The following is a 17966-nucleotide window of genomic DNA, read 5'->3' as shown; positions in this document are numbered from 1 at the left end:
TATGACTCCCTGCCTAAATTTTAACAATCTAGATAACAATCAAATACCAGCCGCTATTTTAGTTTTATCGAATTGGATTTAGCACTTTTGTCAAAAATTTCATTTTTTATGCCGTCAGTATCAGAGAAAGGGCGCTTAATGCCGCAATCACCGATTAGAAAACTAGTTCCTTTTGCCGAAGAAGCGAAAAAGAGGGGAGTTAATGTAATTCATTTGAACATTGGCCAACCAGACATTAAAACACCTCAAGTAGCTCTAGATGCCGTTAAAAACAACAACCTTGAGATTGTCGAGTACAGCAGAACCGAGGGATCAGAAGAATACCGTCAAAAATTGGCAGGTTACTACGCCAAAAATGATATTTCGGTAACAGCACAAGATATCATCGTTACCACAGGTGGATCTGAGGCCTTATCGTTCACTATTGGCAGTATTACCGATTTTGGTGACGAAATAATCGTTCCTGAACCTTTTTATGCGAACTATAATGGTTTTGCCACAGCAGCGGGCGTGAACGTGGTTCCCATAGTTTCGAGTATTGAGAACAACTTTGCCTTACCCCCTATTTCTGAGTTTGAAAAACTGATTACAGATAGAACCAAGGCCATTTTAATTTGCAACCCGGGCAACCCAACAGGTTACCTTTATACACCTGAAGAAATCGGCCAACTGGCCGAGATTGTCAAGAAGCATGATATTTTTCTAATATCAGACGAAGTGTACAGAGAGTTTACCTATGATGGACGAAAACATTACTCCATTCTTCAAGAAAACGGATTAGAGCAGAATGCCATCATAGTCGACTCCGTTTCAAAGAGGTACAGCATGTGTGGCGCCAGAATTGGTTGTATGGTCAGTAAAAATAAAGAAGTTGTAAGAACCGCCATAAAATTCGCGCAAGCGAGGTTATCGCCGCCGACATTCGCACAAATTGCAAGCGAAGCCGCATTGGACACACCTCAAAGCTACTTCGAAGAGGTGAAAGAGGAATACTTAGGAAGAAGAGACTTATTGATTGCTGAATTGTCAAAAATTGATGGTGTAAAAATTGGCAGGCCGCAAGGTGCTTTTTACTGTATTGCAGAGTTACCGGTATCGGATACCGATCATTTCGCACAATGGTTGTTGAGCGATTTTAATGTGGATGGCGAAACTGTCATGGTTGCCCCGGCAGCTGGCTTCTATGCTAGCGAAGGGTACGGCAAGAACCAAGTACGAATTGCTTATGTATTGGAAAAAGAGAGCTTAAAAAGGGCCGTGAGCATACTAAAGCAGGCCTTAAATAGTTATAAAGGCTAATGGATATCAAGTCAAATACCTCTCTTAAGACATACAACACTTTCGGCATTGATGTAAGGGCAAAATACTTCTATGAAATAAACCACATTGCAGATTTAAAGCAAGCCCTACAATTAAAAGAACACCCACATAAGTTTATTATCAGCGGTGGCAGTAATATGCTGCTTACCAAAGATATTGACGCTCTTGTGTTACATATCAATCTCAAGGGGATTGAAGTCGTCGACCAAAACAACGAAACCGTTCAAATAAAGGTAATGGCAGGTGAAAATTGGCATGACATGGTCATGTGGACATTAGAACAAGGCTATGGAGGGTTGGAAAACATGTCATTAATACCCGGAAATACCGGCACGGCGCCCATACAGAATATTGGCGCTTATGGGGTTGAGTTAAAAGACGTAATGGTTAGCTGTGAAGCTATGCGAATCAGTGACCAACAACTGAAGAACTTCACTAATGCCGAATGCCAATTTGGGTATAGAGATTCATTTTTTAAAAACGAAGGAAAAGGTAAGTTCATCATCACTTCTGTCATATTTGAACTAACTAAAAAAGGACATAAGAAAAATACTTCTTATGGAGCCATTGAGGCAAAATTGAATGAGCGGCAAATTGTCGAGCCTTCTATAAAAGACATTTCAGATGCTGTAATAGCAATCAGAAGAGAAAAACTACCCGACCCAACAGTTTTAGGTAATAGCGGCAGTTTTTTTAAAAATCCAGTGGTGAATGAATCTACTTTTAAAAAGTTTATCGAAAAAAACTCCAAAGCACCTTTTTATCAAGTAAGCGAACATGAATACAAAATACCTGCGGGTTGGTTGATCGAGCAAAGTGGATTTAAAGGAAAAAGATTTGGCGATGCAGGTGTGCATAAAAACCAAGCATTGGTTTTGGTGAACCATGGTCATGCCACTGGCGTAGATATCTTAAAACTTGCCTATCGCATTATAGAAGAGGTAGATAAAAACTTCGGCATAAAGATTGAACCTGAGGTTAATATCATAAAATAACCCCCAAAGAAAGCTCTTCAGGGGTTATACCAAACCAAACTAACCAAAAATTAAATGTGCAGTTACCAAGTGCACATTTATTCATTAATATTTTCACAAAACGCCTATATAACAATCAATTTTATAATTTAGCGTTTCAACATATACGGACTAAACTACCCGGTTGGATGCCCAAAAATCAAATTTTTTTTGAGACCTACCAAAATTTATGAGCACCTTACTTGAGAAACACATTGTAGAATTGCTTCAAGAGCGTAATGAAAAGGCCATTTCTTTACTGTATGAGCATTACGGAGACACCTTGTTAGGGGTTGCTAACAAGGTAGTTAGAAACGAAGAACTTGCCCAAGACGTACTTCAGGAGAGTTTTGTAAAAATTTGGAAAAAATCTGATTCATACGATGCTTCAAAAGCAAAACTTTTTACGTGGCTTTTTCGAATAACCAGAAATACGGCCATCGATAAATTAAGAAGTGTCAATACAAAATCAGATAAAGAAATCCAAATTGATGTTTCAGACGTATATAATTTGGGCGTCAATAGTACTAGACCAGAGTTCATGGACGTTCGAGAGAATCTTGACAAGATTGAGCCAAAATATCAAATTGTGTTAGATGCCTTATTTTTTCAAGGCATGACACAACAAGAGGCGAGCGATGAACTTGATATACCCCTGGGAACCATCAAGTCTAGATTAAAAATTGGACTGAGAGAACTTAGAAAAATTTATGGTCCTACGATGATTTTAGTCCTATCGATGAATATGATATAACAACATCATGAAAGAGAAAATAAAACAGTTTTTAGATTCGGATATACTTGAAAAGTACCTGATTGGAAATGCAACCCAAGAAGAGACCTTACAAGCCGAACGTTATATTGCCATGTACCCTGAAGTGCGTGATGCCTATAACGAACTACAGGAAAATTTGGAGACCTACTCCAAGCTATTTGCCGTAAAGGCGCCCGATGCCCTTAAAGACGAAATAATAAAAAAGGTAAGAAGAGAGCATGTCGGGAGAAAAAAGTACTACAGGTTGGCCGTAGCCGCAACCATAGCTATTCTAATGTCTTTCGGCGCGAGCTTTTTCTTTTGGGACCAAAACCAGAGTCTTCAAGAAGAGAATGCTATCGTGAACAACAAGATCGATAATCTTGAGGAAACGATGAGAGCTCAATTAGAAGATGTTCGCAACCAGTTCATTGTTCTTCAAAACCCTGAAACCAAAAAAGTTAGTGTTAAGGGCAATAAGAAGGCAAAAGAATTGAAAGCAGTTGCTTACATCAATCCCGTTAAACGACTTTCTTACATTAATGTGAGCAAATTACCTAATCTACCGGAAGACCAATGTTACCAGATGTGGGCAGAGGTTAACGGTGAAATGGTGAATCTTGGTATAATTCACGAAGCCGATAGCCAAGAAAAATTATTGGCACTGCCTTATGCAGATAAAGCTATAAGCTACATTACTATTGAACCGAAGGGCGGTAACAATACCCCGACGGTAGAAAACATCGTAGCCAATCTCGCTTACTAGAAATCAACTTTAAACACTTATATATCCAAAGCCTCGAGACTTTTGTTTCGGGGCTTATTTTGTATCTTTGCATAAAAGATATCTGATATGAAGTTGATATTGCTTACCGTAGCTTTGATGGCGGTTGCATTCGCCGGAATCGCCATAAAAATTTGGGCAAAAAAAGATGGAAAATTTGCCGGAACTTGTGCAAGCCAAAGTCCGTTTTTAAATAAAGATGGCGAAGCTTGTAGCATGTGCGGTAAAATGCCCGATGAGCAAGATTGCCGAAAAGAAGATTCGTCTAAACTTCAAACACAAATTTAACCTAACAACCCCCGCTATTGGCAGAAGCTGAAGATATCCAAAGCACTATTAAAAAAGCCCTCTCGGGCAATCAGATTGCCTATAGCTCATTGCTCGATAGATTTTGGAACGGTGTTTACGGTTTTCAGTTAAAACGTACCGAAAACGAGAACGATGCCGAAGACATTACCATACAGACTTTCTCAAAGGCATTTGACAAACTGCACACTTACGACAATAATTATGAATTTAAGACTTGGTTAATAGCCATTTCAAAGAATATTCACGTCGACCTCATCAGAAAGCGTAAGAAAAGTGTCGAAATTGGGGAAAATCAAGATTCCGTAAAGAAAGTATTGGATGATGCTCCTTCTGCCGAAGATCTTTTGATAACCGAACAGAATTTAGCCAACCTTTTACTTCACATTAAAAAACTTAAACCCCATTATCAAGAAGTTATCAATCTTAGGTACTTCAAAGAGCTAAGTTATGCAGACATTGCCGAAGAGCTCAATGAACCCATCAACAATGTAAAAGTAAAACTTCTAAGGGCGAAAAAATTATTGGCCCAAGTAATTAAGGGCACGAAATAGATCATTGTCCATATTAAAAATTTCAAGTTTTGAAAATGACGGTATGGAAACTCTTCAAATCGGCGAGTTACCTTAAATGGATTTAATAGTTCGTATATTTGTATAAAATTAGTTAAACATGAGTACAGAGACCGTAGCAAGTGTAGCACCCCCAAAAGGAAAGCCGAAATGGCTCAGGGTCAAACTTCCCACGGGAAAAAAATATACACAATTAAGAGGGCTGGTAGATAAATATGACCTTCATACCATTTGTACTTCCGGTAGTTGCCCCAATATGGGCGAATGCTGGGGAGAAGGTACTGCCACCTTTATGATTTTAGGTAACGTTTGTACCCGGTCATGTGGTTTCTGCGGGGTGAAGACAGGAAGACCCTCGACAGTCGATTGGGCAGAGCCTGAAAAAGTAGCCCGTTCCATTAAGATAATGGGCATCAAACATGCGGTAGTTACATCGGTCGACAGAGATGATTTAAAAGATATGGGATCTATCATTTGGGCAGAAACCGTAAAGGCTATCAGACGAATGAACCCCGAAACGACCTTAGAAACCCTAATTCCCGATTTTCAGGGAATTGAAAGGCATTTAGACCGAATCGTCAAGGTAGCCCCTGAAGTAGTTTCCCATAATATGGAAACCGTTAAAAGACTTACTCGAGAGGTACGAATACAGGCCAAGTACGAGCGTAGCCTTGAAGTTCTGCGTTATCTAAAGGACAGCGGGGCTAACAGAACGAAGTCGGGTATAATGCTAGGTTTGGGAGAGTTGGAGGAAGAGGTCATTGAAACGATGGAAGATTTGAGAAATGCAAAAGTTGATGTAGTTACCATCGGCCAGTATTTGCAGCCTTCGAAAAAGCATCTTCCGGTGAAAGAATTCATTCTTCCCGAACAGTTTAAAAAATATGAAGAGCTTGGCCTCAAAATGGGCTTTAGGCATGTAGAGAGTGGCGCCCTGGTACGCTCATCGTACAAAGCTCACAAACATATTCATTAAAAAAGATGAGGGTCTGATTAATAGACCCCATTTCTCAATATTCAATGAAAACAACCAAAATTGGTATAAATGGGTTCGGTCGTATCGGTCGAACCCTCTTCCGTTTATTACAAAACCAATCGAATCTTGAGGTAGTCGCAATAAACGATTTGGCAGATGCCCGAACTTTATCGCACTTACTTAAATTCGATAGCATACATGGCATTTTTGAACCTGAGGTTACGTACCGTGACCGAACTATCGTTGTAGAAGGCCATGAAATTATTCTTTTCAATGAAAGCTCTCCAGAAAACATAGATTGGTCCGCCTATGATGTAGATGTTGTTGTTGAATGTTCAGGAAAGTTCAAGACCCGAGATACGCTACAACACCATATTACCAACGGTGCCAAAAAAGTAATCCTTTCGGTTCCTCCAGCTGAAGATGATATACCCTTGGTAGTATTGGGAGTAAACGAATCAATCATACAGGAAGGAGACGATATTATTTCCAATGCCTCTTGTACCACCAATAACGCAGCTCCTATGATAAAGGTCATAGATGAGCTTTGCGGCATTGAACAGGCCTACATTACCACTGTGCATTCATACACTAGTGATCAAAGTCTTCACGACCGACCTCATTCAGATTTACGCAGGGCAAGAGCTGCCGGTCAATCAATCGTGCCGACTACCACAGGTGCTGCCAAGGCTTTGACTAAAATATTCCCGCATTTATCGGATGTTATAGGTGGGTGCGGTATACGCGTACCAGTACCCAATGGCTCACTTACAGACATCACTTTCAATGTAAAACGACAAACCAGTATAGAAGAAGTAAATTCATCTTTCAGAAAAAATTCGCTCAATGAATTGAAAAACATACTTTTATACAGCGAAAACCCATTGGTGTCAATTGACATAAACAATAGTTGTCATTCTTGTACGTTTGATTCAGAGATGACTTCTGTAATTGGAAAGATGGTGAAGATAATCGGTTGGTACGATAATGAAACCGGTTATAGCAGTAGAATTGTAGATTTAATTCAATTACTGAGAAGCAAAAATTACATTTGACAATAGATTTCAAACATATAAAATACTACAACATAGTAGTTATTCTTGCAGCAATCTTGACATTTCAAATGGTCGTTGCCCAAGAAACCTCACCTATTTCCCAAGATACGGTTGAACTTCTCGAACCTAAACTACACTTAGATCGGGCCCGTGATTTCAGTAATCGCAACCAAACCGATTTGGCTCTCGAAGAGTTGGAAAAAGCATCTAAATCAGCTGAAGCCAATGAAGATGTCAAGGCATTGATCGATAGTTATCAAGCTCACGCCCTACTCTATCTTAAGTTAAATAAAGAAGAAACCACTTATTTTTTCTGGGATCGGGCAAAGGCACTTTTAAAAGACATTGAATACCCGTATGGCGATGCCATGCAAAAATATATTGAGGCCATTCTTTTATTTCATGATGGAAAAAACTTTCAGGCTATTTTCTTATTGAACGAGGCTAAGCAATTGAATAATGATCGAAATTTTTTCAACAATATCCTGCTGGCAGAAGCCCAAATATATATGAAACTTGATAAGTACGAGAGTGCTGCCAAGAACTTCAATTCTTTAATTGTCAATACCGACATATACGAAAGTGATTACCTAGCTACCAAGGCCCATCTAGGCTTGGCCGACCTTTACCTTAAGACCGACAAGCTTGAGGAAAGCGCCATGAATGGAGAAAGTGCATTGAAACTTGCCAAGAAAAATGCCTTTTCAAAGGAAATATGGGATTCTAATGAAATGCTCACTAGAATTTATGAGCGTCAAGGAAGATATGACCTGTCTCTAGCCAATAATAAAAATCTGCTTTACATCAGAGATTCGCTCTTCAACATTGCGAAAATGAAGACCGAGACAAAGACGGCTGAAAAAATTCAGTTTGATTTTATGAGCGATGAGATAAGAAGGCAAGAGCAAAAGATTGAGGAACTGAACGAATCAAAAAACCAATCGGATATAGCGGCTATACTCACTTCTGCCCTACTGATCATTATCACTCTTTTAGCGGTTTCACTTTTTAGAAACAATCAAATAAAGTTGAAGACGAACGATCTTCTCCAAACAAAAAACACCGAGCTAAAAGCAGCCCGAGATGCCGCTGTTACAGCCATGGAAGCCAAAACAAATTTCTTGTCTACTGTGAGCCATGAGTTGAGAACCCCTTTATATGCCGTCACCGGTTTGACACATTTGCTGTTGGAAGAGAACCCAAGCGAGAATCAAAAAGAGCATTTAAAAGCGCTAAAGTTTTCAGGAGATTACCTATTGAACTTCATTAATGATATCCTTCAAATCAACAAAATTGATGCGGATAAGCTTGAGCCAATGAATGTAGAGTTCAACCTTAAGAAGGTGCTTCAAGAGGTAATTGATTCATTGCAACAAAGTGCTCAAGGCAACAAGACCGCCATTATTTTAGATTATGATGAGGATATTCCCTCCCACCTAATGAGCGATCCTCTGAAGCTATCTCAGGTGTTCATGAACTTAGTTGGCAATGCCCTGAAATTTACAAAGAATGGTGAGGTACGGGTAGTTGCCAAAATGCTCGAAAAAGAAGAAGAAAACGTAACGCTGTACTTTGAAGTACAAGATAACGGCATCGGAATCTCTAAAGATCAACAAGAAAATATCTTCGAAGGTTTCGAGCAGGGTTCTATTCAGATTAACCGTGAATATGGTGGGTCTGGCTTGGGGCTTACCATAGTAAAAAGTCTATTGGGTCTTTTTGATAGTAAAATTCAGTTAGAAAGTGAGTTGGGCAAAGGAAGTAAGTTTTACTTTGAACTCGACGTTAAGAGTAAAGATGCCATCGTAGACGATGTACCATTTGAGCTATCGGAAAAAGATTTCGAGTTCAACGGCCTTCACATATTGATAGTCGAGGATAATAAAATCAACCAGGTTATTACCAAGAAGATGCTTACCAAAAAAGATATCACCAGTGATATCGCTAATAATGGCGGGGAAGCAATCGATTTGGCCAAAGAAAATAAATATGACGCTATTTTGATGGATATTCATATGCCGGGAATCGGGGGTGAAGAAGCTACCATTGAAATCAGAAAGTTCGATAAGATTACTCCGATTGTGGCCTTGACCGCCATTTCTTTAGACGACAGCTTGGAAAGTTTTTATGCAGCGGGATGTAACGATGTAATCACCAAGCCTTTTAAACCAGAAGTATTCTACCAAAAAATTGGGGAAAATATCTTTGACAACAAAAACCTACGCGACACGGTTATATAATATTCCTTATCTCTTTCAGTATTTGTTCCCCGTCATCATCAAAAAACCGATGCTTCACGGGTAGATAATATAAATTCTGAAGCTGATTCTTTAAACGAACATAGTCTTTCTCGGTAGTTAGAATCAAATCCTTTTCTTTAAGGTTTTTCAATTCATTTTCCGAGAAGAAATGATGGTCTTTAAATTTCAAGTGCTTAAACGAGACGCCTTCATTTTTTAAAAATTCCACTAAAGGAGCTGGGTTTGCTATACCAGTGACCAAAGTGATATTCTTTGATTTCAAATCATTCAAAGAATAACTCTTATCCAGACCAAAAACTTCATCATGGTAATCTAAATAACTGAATAGTACCCTTTGATGTGTTTGTGGGTTGAGCTGATTTATAATCTTCTTTCTTGCTTCTGTTTTTAAATTTTTCGGGCACTTTGTAACCACAATACAATTGGCGCGATTGGCCTGTGACTTGGCATCTCGAAGGTTTCCAGTTGGTAAGTACCAATCTTTTGAATACAAATGACCGAAGGCAGTCAATAGAATGTACGAAGTACATTTCACCTTACGATGCTGATAGGCATCATCCAATAAAATTAAATCAGGGTCTACCATCTTTTGAAGAGAGGTAATACCATTTTGCCTATTCGCATCTACTGCTACGGCTATGTCCTTAAATTTTGAGTAAATCTGGTACGGCTCATCACCAAGCTCTTCAACGCTGCTGTCGGTATCGGCAAGTATAAAACCCTCTGATTTTCTTCTATACCCCCTACTTAAGACAGCTATCTTCAATTCAGCTTTGAGGTTATCGACAAGAAATTCAATCATAGGAGTTTTACCTGTTCCGCCTACACTTAAATTACCAACGCAGACGGTTGGAGTCTCAAAAGTTTTTGATTTCAAAAACCCGATATCGAATAAGAAATTTCGAAAGTAAACTACTAAAGCATATAGGAGCGAAAACGGAAATAGTATTTTTCTCAGTACTTGCATTTGGGCGAAATTATAATATTTTATCTTTAGGCGATACAAAAACTCTTCATGACAGTTAAAGAAATTACCCATATTTTAGAAGAATTGGCTCCTTTGGGCAATGCTGAAGATTTTGACAATGTTGGTTTACTTGTTGGCGATTACAACTCTATTGTTAATGGTGTTTTGATAACCCTCGACACTTTAGAAAATGTTGTTGACGAAGCCATCAAAACCAATTGTAATCTTATAGTAAGCTTTCATCCCATAATTTTCGGGGGATTAAAAAAACTTACAGGATCCAATTATGTTGAGAGGGTAGTTTTAAAGGCCATCAAAAATGATATCGCCATCTACAGCATGCATACCGCTTTAGACAATGTTCAAAATGGGGTGAACACTAAAATATGTGAGGTTCTGGGCATCGAGAACCCTCAGGTTTTGATTCCTAAAAAATCAAACCTTAAAAAGCTTACCACATATGTACCTAAAGACGATGCCGAGAATTTAAGACAGCATCTATTTGAGGCTGGGGCCGGCAATATAGGCAACTATAGCGCTTGCAGTTTTAACCTAGAAGGGATGGGCACCTATGAAGCAGGTGAGAATTCTAACCCTACAAAGGGCGATATTGGACAACTACATCACGAAAAAGAGACCATGATAAGTGTCGTTTTTTCTGGTATTGACCAGAAAAGAATCGTCAATGCCCTATTAAACAACCACCCGTATGAAGAAGTCGCCTATGACATTGTTTCTTTAGACAACACGAACCCTTATGTGGGCATGGGTATGGTAGGTATGCTGAACGAGCTGGAAGAAGAGAAAGATTTTTTAAAGAGGGTAAAGAAGTCAATGAACGCTTCTATCATTAGGCACTCGCAGTTATTGGGTAAACCTGTTCAAAAAGTAGCCGTTTTAGGCGGAAGTGGTGCCTTCGCCATCGATGCAGCCAAAGCCACGGGTGCCGATGTTTTTATAAGCGCAGACATAAAGTATCATGAATTTTACAAGGCTGAGAACAAAATAGTGGTTGCAGATATCGGACACTATGAAACAGAACAGTTTACAAAAAATTTATTAGTTGATTATCTTACAAAAAAAATTCCTAATTTTGCAGTCCGTTTATCGGAAAGTAAAACCAATCCCATCAAGTATTTATAAAAATTTATGGCAAAAAAAGAAGACGCTACGGTAGAACAGAAACTTAGGGCATTGTATGACCTGCAATTGATCGATTCAAGAGTAGATGAAATACGCAACGTTCGAGGTGAACTGCCACTAGAAGTTGAGGATTTGGAAGATGAGGTATTAGGTCTCAAAACCAGAATAGATAAATTAAAGACCGATGTCGAAACCATTAATTTTGAAATCGGCGCCAAGAAAAACTTGATTGAGGAAGCCAAGGCTCTCATCAAAAAATATGGCGAACAGCAAAAGAATGTTCGTAACAGTAGAGAATTCAACTCTATCAGTAAAGAGCTTGAATATCAAGAATTGGAAATTCAATTAGCTGAGAAAAACATTAAAGAGTTCAAAGCACAAATTGAACAGAAAAAAGAGGTTATTTCTGAAACCAAAGAGCGTTTAGGCGAACGTGAATCTCATTTAAAGCATAAAAAAGGAGAGCTTGACGCCATTTTGGCCGAAACGGAAAAAGAAGAGCAAGCCCTTTTAGAGCAATCTGAGAAATACCAGGATGAAATCGAAGAACGCCTAGTAAAGGCTTACGCTAGAATTAGAAACAATGTGAAGAACGGTCTTGCGGTAGTACCTATCGAAAGAGGTGCTTCAGGAGGTTCTTTCTTTACGATTCCTCCGCAGGTACAAGTAGAGATTGCTTCTCGCAAGAAAATCATTACTGACGAGCATAGTGGCCGTATATTGGTTGACCCAGTATTGGCCGAAGAAGAACAGGAAAAGATGCAAAAGTTTTTTCAAAAACTTTAATTGCTAATAGTCAATAAAAAGAAAGGGCCGCGTTTTAAAACGCGGCCCTTTCTTTTTATCACACTTACTTTGAATCAATCTTGCAAAAGAGAAAGCATTTTGTTTTCTACTTCGGTGCTATCCCATTTATCTTCAATTTGGGGCATTTTCATTACCTCTTTCATAATACTTTCTTGTTCATCACCCATAGCCAACGCCTCTGAATATGGTCTATCTGAAAAGGTAACGCGGCTATAAATCGGAATCCACTTATCGGGATGCTTTGAAGCAAAGTGTTTCTCAATTTTTTTCTGCAATAAGAATTTCGGGTCAGCAGTTTTACTGCTCATTTCAACAAAATTCCGGTAGCTCAATTCAGCAATAGCATCGGCATTGGGCTTTCTTTCTTTTTGGTACTGCTCAAAAATCTGTAACCAATCGTCACCATGTTTTTGAATCAATTCGTGAAGAACGAAAATATCTTCAAAACCGGCATTCATACCTTGACCATAGAATGGCACAACGGCGTGCGCAGAATCCCCTACTAGGGCCACCTTGTCCCAATAAGTCCAAGGGTAACATTTCATGGTCACCAAGGCACTGGTCGGGTTTTTAAAGAAATCAACTAACAAATCATCTATCACCTGCATCACATTGGGGAAGTAGGTTTCAAAAAACTTTTTTGCTTCTTCTTTAGTGGTCAGACTGTCGAAAGATACTTGGCCTTCAAAAGGTAAAAATAAGGTACAGGTAAAGCTACCATCTAAATTCGGCATCGCAATCAACATAAACTTTCCTCTCGGCCAGATATGAAAAGAGTTCTTGTCTAGCTTATGGGTACCATCAGCGTTGGGAGGTATAGAAAGTTCTTTATAGCCAACATCAATAAAATCTTGTGAATAATCGAAGCGACTGCGTCGTTGCATTTTGTGTCGCACCCGCGAAAAGGCGCCGTCACAACCAAAAATCATATCGTAATTATACTCCTTCCACTCCCCTTTTTCGGTTTCTCCGGTAAAGATTTTAGCTTCCGGCAGATCAACATCCCAAACTTTTTCATCAAATCTGAAATGAACTCCTTCGGCTTCTGCCAAATCTATCATTCTTTTGTTCAACACCCCTCTTGAAATAGACCAAATGGCTTCTCCTTCCTTTCCGTATTTTTGAAAATACATGGGTTTACCGATTACGTGCATAGCCCTTTTATCCAAAGGAATAGCAATCTTCTTGATTTCCTCGGCGATACCCACCTCTTCGAGTGCATTCCAACCTCTATTACTCATGGCAAGATTGATAGAACGCCCTGAAAATGTAATATTTCTAATATCCGGTCTTCTGTCAAAAACGGTAATAGCGTGTCCTAACTTTTTTAGATAGATAGCCAAAAGCGAGCCCACAAGACCTGAGCCTATAATGGCAATGTTTTTAGATTGTTGGGTCATAGATGCAGAAAGCCTCCCAAAAATGTAACTATATTATCAATTACTTGGTCAGCTATAAAGGTTTAGGAATTTATAAGAAGGTCTTACAGTAGGAAGCAATACCCCAATAAACCCTTTAAGTTTAAGAAAATCAGTTATTCTGTTCGAGCAAATATACTGTTAAATACGGTTCATATAAAATTTGAAAGCATCAATGCTTTTATCGCTACATGTATTAATTGCATACCTCCATCAAATTAAAACCCTGACAGATGAAAACTTTACGCTTGATTTTGGGCGACCAATTGAACCATAAACATAGCTGGTTTCAAAACACCGACCCCGATATCACCTATTTGATGGCAGAGATGCGGCAAGAAACTAATTATGTTAAGCACCACATACAGAAGGTGGTCGCTTTTTTTAGTGCGATGCGAACTTTTGCCGAAGAAATGACCGACAAGGGCCATCATTTTATATATCTAAAGATTACCGATGATAACAACAGCCAGCAGTTAGACCAAATTATCAAAGAAGCCCTGAAAAAAAGCAAAGCCGAAAGGTTTGAATATTTGCTGCCCGACGAATATCGATTGGATATACAGCTGAAAGAAATATGCGACTCAATAAACGTAACATGTTCAAATTGTGATACTGAACATTTTTATACCAGTAGATATGAGCTAAAAAATTTCTTCTCAAACAGGAAACAAATAGTCATGGAGAACTTTTATCGCATGATGCGGAAAAAACATGATATCATGATGGTAAGCGGCCAACCTGAAGGCGGCAAGTGGAACTACGACCAAAGTAATAGAAAAAAATGGCCAGGAAAGCCGGAAATACCACATGAAAGAGGATTTAGAAAAAATGTAGAGGAGGTTTTAAAAGACCTCAAAAAGGCCAACGTCGAAACTTTTGGCCATATCGAACCTTCTTCATTCAACTGGCCTACTTCCAGGACCGACTGCCTAACCGTTCTCAATTACTTTTGCAAGAACCTTTTGGAACATTTTGGCGATTATCAAGATGCCATGCATACCGACCAAAAGTTCTTGTTTCATTCAAGAGTATCGTTCGCCATGAACAGCAAGCTACTTTCACCAAAAGAGGTAATTGATAAAGTACTTGACCATTACTATGAAAATAAAAGCATTATAGACATTTCGCAAATTGAGGGTTTCATTAGGCAAATTCTAGGTTGGAGAGAATTCATGAGAGGCGTTTATTGGAAAGAAATGCCCAAGTATTCCCAATTGAACGAACTTGGTAACAAAAACAAGCTACCTGATTTCTACTGGACCGGTGACACCAAAATGAATTGCCTGAAGAACTGCATAACACAAAGTTTAGATGAAGCTTACGCCCATCATATTCAGCGTTTAATGGTGACCGGTAATTATGCACTTCTCACCATGACCGACCCAAAGGAGGTTGACGATTGGTATTTGGGTATTTATATCGATGCTATTGAGTGGGTAGAAATCACCAACACTCGCGGAATGAGCCAATTTGCCGATGGTGGCATTGTGGGTACCAAACCTTATGTAAGTAGTGCCAACTACATTAATAAAATGAGCAATTATTGCAAAGATTGCCATTATTCGCATACCAAAAAAATAGGAGAAAAGGCCTGCCCATTTAATTCGCTTTATTGGAATTTCCTTGATGAAAAAAGAGTTCATTTTGAAAACAACAACCGAATGGCAATGATGATGAACTTGTTGAACAAAAAGCCAAAAGATGAACTAGAAAAATTGAAAAGTAGAGCTCAAGAGGTTATTGAGCATCCGGAAAGGTTTTAAAGTCTATTTAGTAATTATTTAACTTTCACAGACCATCTGAACACTAATTGCGTAGCGTATATAAAGAAAAACATTCCGCGTCAGCGCCTATATATATTCAAAAAAAAGTCCTTCACAATAGATTTGCGAAGGACTTTTTTAATGTAGAACCTTAAATCTTATTCCAAGACTCCGTCTACAATACCGTATTCGATAGACTCCTCGGCGTTCATCCAGTAATCTCTATCGAAGTCTTTCAAGACCTTTTCATAATCTTGACCACAGTTATCAGCCAATATTCGGGCACTCAACTCTTTGGTTTTGATAATCTCTTTTGCTTGAATTTCAATATTGGAAGCCTGACCACGAGCACCCCCACTTGGTTGGTGAATCATAACTTGGGCATGGGGTTGAATAAACCTTCTCCCCTTTTTTCCAACAGAAAGAAGAATAGAGCCCATTGAGGCCGCCAAACCTGTACAAATAGTTGAAACTGGGCTTTTAAGTGATTTAATGGTATCGTACATGGCAAAACCCGATGTAACATAACCACCCGGACTATTAATGAACAATTGAATTTCTTCATTGCTCTGCATATCTAGATACAAAAGACGATCGATGACGTGCTTGGCCGAATCATCATCAACCATACCCCAAAGGAATACTTTTCTTTCCTCCAATAATTTTTGGTCGATAGCCTCTTGAACTTTTCCTTTTTTAGAACTCATTTTATGTATTTTGTTACTACCAAAATTAAGCAATTTATTTAAATAGATCTCTTGGCAAAATTCCTAGGAAGATATTCAATTGCCTTGTCCCAAGAGCCCTATTTAACAAATATATGATGGCTTCACCTATTTTTTCTTAAGTGACTCAGCTAATGATTGCTAACACAAAAAGATTATATTTGAGAAAACTTCAATGATGATACGACCGCTACTTGTAATCGCTATAACTGCCATTCTTTTCTATTCTTGTAAAGACAACCCAAAGACCGAAGCCCAACCGGAGCAGAAAGAACTTTCTCTTTTAGAAGAGATAGCCTATGCTAACGGATATGAGAATTGGCAAAATATTGAAGAACTCAAATTTACGTTCAATGTTGACCGCGACACCTCGCATTTTGAAAGAACTTGGATCTGGAAAACGAAGACCAACGAGGTAACCGCTATTTCTGCGGAAGACACCCTTAGCTATAACAGAAATGAAATGGACAGTATCGCCAATAAGACAAATGGAGGGTTTATCAATGATAAATATTGGCTGATGGCGCCCATCAATATTTTGTGGGATGAAAATAGCATTACGACCGAGCACAACGCCAAGGTTTCAGCCCCCCTCAGCAAAAAAGAAATGCAAAAGCTGACAGTTACCTACAACCAAGAGGGTGGGTATACCCCTGGTGATGCCTACGATTTCTATTTTACCGATGATTTTAAAGTTCACGAATGGGTTTTTAGGAGAGGTAATCAAGAGGAGCCTTCAATGATAACCACTTGGGAAGACTACAAAGATGTTGGCGGATTGAACCTTGCGCAGATGCACCAAAATGAAGATGGTAGTTTTAAACTCTATTTTACTAATTTGGAAGCAAAACTCAAATAAATTCTACCTTCCTCTTTTATGCAAGGCATAGGTAGAGCCCAGAATTACAAAAGCACAACAAAGCAAAACCACAAAGCAGGTAAAAAGGGAAAAAGAATCTGCAAGAAAACCTAAAATGGGCGGTGCTGCCAAAAAGCCGGCATAACCGGTACCCGCGATAAAAGAGACCCCCTGTGACGAATCGACACCTTTCACATTACCGCCGATTCTAAAAACTTCGGGTATAATCACCGAAAAGCCTAGGCCGCTGATGGCAAACCCTAAGATGCTTATATAAACCTGTGTAGTCAAGACAAAAGAGTAGCCCAAAATGACCAAGACAGATGCCATTGCTACCATTTTTACCGAACCGACTTTAGAACTGATTCCATCCCCTAAAAACCGGCCGATGGTCATCGTAAGTTGAAAGCCTAAAAACCCGGCGCCCCACAAAAATTCGGGCGCTAAACTTATTTCCTTCAGATAAAGACCGCTCCAATCAACTATAGCCCCCTCACTGCCCATTGAAACGAACGATATCAATCCTAAAAACAATAGAGGCTTAAAAAGTCCGAAGCTAAAACTTTCTTTCTCTTCCGGGGCCGCAACCACAGTTTGATATTTTCTGTAAAAGAATGCATTGACCACTACCACCAAAACAACTGCCAAAGCCATATGTAAAGGTGGGTTACTTAGCGGACCAATTAAAAAACTACCCAGACCGGCCAAAACACCACCTAAACTGAAAAATCCGTGGCTTGCGGACATGAACTTTTGTTTATCCTCTTTTTCAATTTCCGTAACCAAGGTATTCATTGAAATATCGGTGAAACCATTCGAAGCCCCAAAGATGAATAGTGAAGCTGCCAAAGTAAAATAATTGGGCGCCAATAAAGGTAACATTGCGGCAATACAACTAAATATAACCCCATTTCTGGTAGCCTTGCCAACTCCCATTTTATTGATAATTGTCGACGCAAAAGGAAAAACGGTAAAAACACCCAAAGCCAAAAAGAAAAGGGCAAAACCTAATTGCGATTTATCAATTTGCAAGTTTTCTTTTACTGTGGGGATGTATATCGCCCAAGTACCAAAGAGAATATTGATACTGGCGAATACCCATGAAGGACCAAAGTATCGGGCATTCGTCAAAATGGTAATAAGAGATTTCATCGGCTATTTGATAAGACCGACGAAGATAACCGAAAAAGATGAATGAAAAATGGCTTTTGAACATCAATCAGAAGATGAATTAAACTGC

The 17966-nt window shown here is 39.0% G+C and carries 17 protein-coding genes; 13 read left to right on the top strand and 4 right to left on the bottom strand.

Features of this window, described 5'->3' with window-relative positions:
- Positions 1-108: 108 nt before the first annotated feature.
- From IL356_RS13125 to IL356_RS13085, 9 genes are all read left to right on the top strand, one after another.
- Positions 109-1299, top strand: coding sequence for a pyridoxal phosphate-dependent aminotransferase (locus tag IL356_RS13125; RefSeq protein ID WP_121848039.1), 1191 nt, complete (start codon positions 109-111; stop codon positions 1297-1299).
- Complete coding sequence (gene murB / locus IL356_RS13120) at positions 1299-2315, top strand: UDP-N-acetylmuramate dehydrogenase (protein ID WP_121848038.1); 1017 nt, start codon at positions 1299-1301, stop codon at positions 2313-2315. Before IL356_RS13125 ends, murB begins: the two co-directional genes overlap by 1 nt.
- A gap of 208 nt (positions 2316-2523) precedes the next feature.
- On the top strand, positions 2524-3087 hold the full coding sequence (locus tag IL356_RS13115) for an RNA polymerase sigma factor (protein WP_121848037.1): 564 nt from the start codon (positions 2524-2526) through the stop codon (positions 3085-3087).
- Between the two features lie 7 nt (positions 3088-3094).
- On the top strand, positions 3095-3853 hold the full coding sequence (locus tag IL356_RS13110) for an anti-sigma factor (protein WP_121848036.1): 759 nt from the start codon (positions 3095-3097) through the stop codon (positions 3851-3853).
- 87 nt (positions 3854-3940) lie between these two features.
- Positions 3941-4159 carry a membrane or secreted protein gene (locus IL356_RS13105; RefSeq protein WP_121848035.1) on the top strand — a complete coding sequence of 73 codons (219 nt, stop codon included), beginning with the start codon at positions 3941-3943 and terminating at the stop codon, positions 4157-4159.
- A 17-nt stretch (positions 4160-4176) separates the two neighbouring features.
- Positions 4177-4731, top strand: a complete 555-nt coding sequence (locus IL356_RS13100) for an RNA polymerase sigma factor (RefSeq protein WP_121848034.1) — start codon at positions 4177-4179, stop codon at positions 4729-4731.
- A gap of 118 nt (positions 4732-4849) precedes the next feature.
- The gene (lipA, locus tag IL356_RS13095) at positions 4850-5725 is read left to right on the top strand and encodes a lipoyl synthase (protein WP_121848033.1); all 876 of its coding nucleotides are present in this window, start codon (positions 4850-4852) and stop codon (positions 5723-5725) included.
- A gap of 44 nt (positions 5726-5769) precedes the next feature.
- Positions 5770-6780, top strand: coding sequence for a type I glyceraldehyde-3-phosphate dehydrogenase (gap, locus tag IL356_RS13090; RefSeq protein WP_121848032.1), 1011 nt, complete (start codon positions 5770-5772; stop codon positions 6778-6780).
- Positions 6777-9020: an ATP-binding protein gene (locus IL356_RS13085; protein ID WP_317125495.1), complete on the top strand. Its 2244-nt coding sequence runs from the start codon at positions 6777-6779 to the stop codon at positions 9018-9020. Before gap ends, IL356_RS13085 begins: the two co-directional genes overlap by 4 nt.
- Here IL356_RS13085 and lpxK read toward each other — a convergent pair.
- Positions 9013-10080 carry a tetraacyldisaccharide 4'-kinase gene (lpxK, locus tag IL356_RS13080; RefSeq protein WP_317125494.1) on the bottom strand — a complete coding sequence of 356 codons (1068 nt, stop codon included), beginning with the start codon at positions 10078-10080 and terminating at the stop codon, positions 9013-9015. The two genes, IL356_RS13085 and lpxK, sit on opposite strands and share 8 nt — an antisense overlap.
- Between lpxK and IL356_RS13075 the strand changes: the two genes are divergently transcribed.
- Together IL356_RS13075 and IL356_RS13070 are read left to right on the top strand one after the other, a co-directional pair.
- Positions 10057-11151: a Nif3-like dinuclear metal center hexameric protein gene (locus tag IL356_RS13075; RefSeq protein WP_121848030.1), complete on the top strand. Its 1095-nt coding sequence runs from the start codon at positions 10057-10059 to the stop codon at positions 11149-11151. The genes lpxK and IL356_RS13075 overlap by 24 nt on opposite strands.
- Before the next feature lie 6 nt (positions 11152-11157).
- On the top strand, positions 11158-11937 hold the full coding sequence (locus IL356_RS13070; RefSeq protein WP_121848029.1) for a zinc ribbon domain-containing protein: 780 nt from the start codon (positions 11158-11160) through the stop codon (positions 11935-11937).
- A gap of 74 nt (positions 11938-12011) precedes the next feature.
- On the opposite strand, the gene IL356_RS13065 is transcribed toward IL356_RS13070, so the two are convergent.
- Positions 12012-13358 carry an FAD-dependent oxidoreductase gene (locus IL356_RS13065; RefSeq protein WP_121848028.1) on the bottom strand — a complete coding sequence of 449 codons (1347 nt, stop codon included), beginning with the start codon at positions 13356-13358 and terminating at the stop codon, positions 12012-12014.
- A gap of 251 nt (positions 13359-13609) precedes the next feature.
- Here IL356_RS13065 and IL356_RS13060 point away from each other — a divergent pair, with 251 nt between their 5' ends.
- Complete coding sequence (locus IL356_RS13060) at positions 13610-15142, top strand: cryptochrome/photolyase family protein (RefSeq protein WP_121848027.1); 1533 nt, start codon at positions 13610-13612, stop codon at positions 15140-15142.
- Positions 15143-15300: 158 nt separating this feature from the next.
- Here IL356_RS13060 and IL356_RS13055 read toward each other — a convergent pair whose 3' ends face one another.
- Positions 15301-15849: a ClpP family protease gene (locus tag IL356_RS13055; protein WP_121848026.1), complete on the bottom strand. Its 549-nt coding sequence runs from the start codon at positions 15847-15849 to the stop codon at positions 15301-15303.
- A gap of 193 nt (positions 15850-16042) precedes the next feature.
- On the opposite strand from IL356_RS13055, the gene IL356_RS13050 reads away from it, so the two are divergent.
- Positions 16043-16726 (top strand): hypothetical protein, encoded by a 684-nt coding sequence (locus IL356_RS13050; RefSeq protein WP_225621496.1) that lies wholly within the window; start codon positions 16043-16045, stop codon positions 16724-16726.
- A gap of 3 nt (positions 16727-16729) precedes the next feature.
- Here IL356_RS13050 and IL356_RS13045 read toward each other — a convergent pair whose 3' ends face one another.
- Positions 16730-17878 (bottom strand): MFS transporter, encoded by a 1149-nt coding sequence (locus IL356_RS13045; RefSeq protein ID WP_121848025.1) that lies wholly within the window; start codon positions 17876-17878, stop codon positions 16730-16732.
- Positions 17879-17966: the final 88 nt, after the last annotated feature.

The sequence above is a fragment of the Euzebyella marina genome (assembly GCF_014855515.1).
GTDB classification, from domain to species: domain Bacteria; phylum Bacteroidota; class Bacteroidia; order Flavobacteriales; family Flavobacteriaceae; genus Euzebyella; species Euzebyella marina.
Note: the sequence above shows the minus strand (reverse complement) of the source record. Positions and strands in the feature narration are given on the sequence as shown.

Coding starts and splice junctions, on each gene's coding strand:
- IL356_RS13125 (WP_121848039.1), top strand. CDS start 109: ATGCCGTCAGTATCAGAGAAAGGGCGCTTAATGCCGCAATCACCGATT.
- murB (WP_121848038.1), top strand. CDS start 1,299: ATGGATATCAAGTCAAATACCTCTCTTAAGACATACAACACTTTCGGC.
- IL356_RS13115 (WP_121848037.1), top strand. CDS start 2,524: ATGAGCACCTTACTTGAGAAACACATTGTAGAATTGCTTCAAGAGCGT.
- IL356_RS13110 (WP_121848036.1), top strand. CDS start 3,095: ATGAAAGAGAAAATAAAACAGTTTTTAGATTCGGATATACTTGAAAAG.
- IL356_RS13105 (WP_121848035.1), top strand. CDS start 3,941: ATGAAGTTGATATTGCTTACCGTAGCTTTGATGGCGGTTGCATTCGCC.
- lipA (WP_121848033.1), top strand. CDS start 4,850: ATGAGTACAGAGACCGTAGCAAGTGTAGCACCCCCAAAAGGAAAGCCG.
- gap (WP_121848032.1), top strand. CDS start 5,770: ATGAAAACAACCAAAATTGGTATAAATGGGTTCGGTCGTATCGGTCGA.
- IL356_RS13075 (WP_121848030.1), top strand. CDS start 10,057: ATGACAGTTAAAGAAATTACCCATATTTTAGAAGAATTGGCTCCTTTG.
- lpxK (WP_317125494.1), bottom strand. CDS start 10,080: ATGGGTAATTTCTTTAACTGTCATGAAGAGTTTTTGTATCGCCTAAAG.
- IL356_RS13070 (WP_121848029.1), top strand. CDS start 11,158: ATGGCAAAAAAAGAAGACGCTACGGTAGAACAGAAACTTAGGGCATTG.
- IL356_RS13065 (WP_121848028.1), bottom strand. CDS start 13,358: ATGACCCAACAATCTAAAAACATTGCCATTATAGGCTCAGGTCTTGTG.
- IL356_RS13060 (WP_121848027.1), top strand. CDS start 13,610: ATGAAAACTTTACGCTTGATTTTGGGCGACCAATTGAACCATAAACAT.
- IL356_RS13055 (WP_121848026.1), bottom strand. CDS start 15,849: ATGAGTTCTAAAAAAGGAAAAGTTCAAGAGGCTATCGACCAAAAATTA.
- IL356_RS13050 (WP_225621496.1), top strand. CDS start 16,043: ATGATGATACGACCGCTACTTGTAATCGCTATAACTGCCATTCTTTTC.
- IL356_RS13045 (WP_121848025.1), bottom strand. CDS start 17,878: ATGAAATCTCTTATTACCATTTTGACGAATGCCCGATACTTTGGTCCT.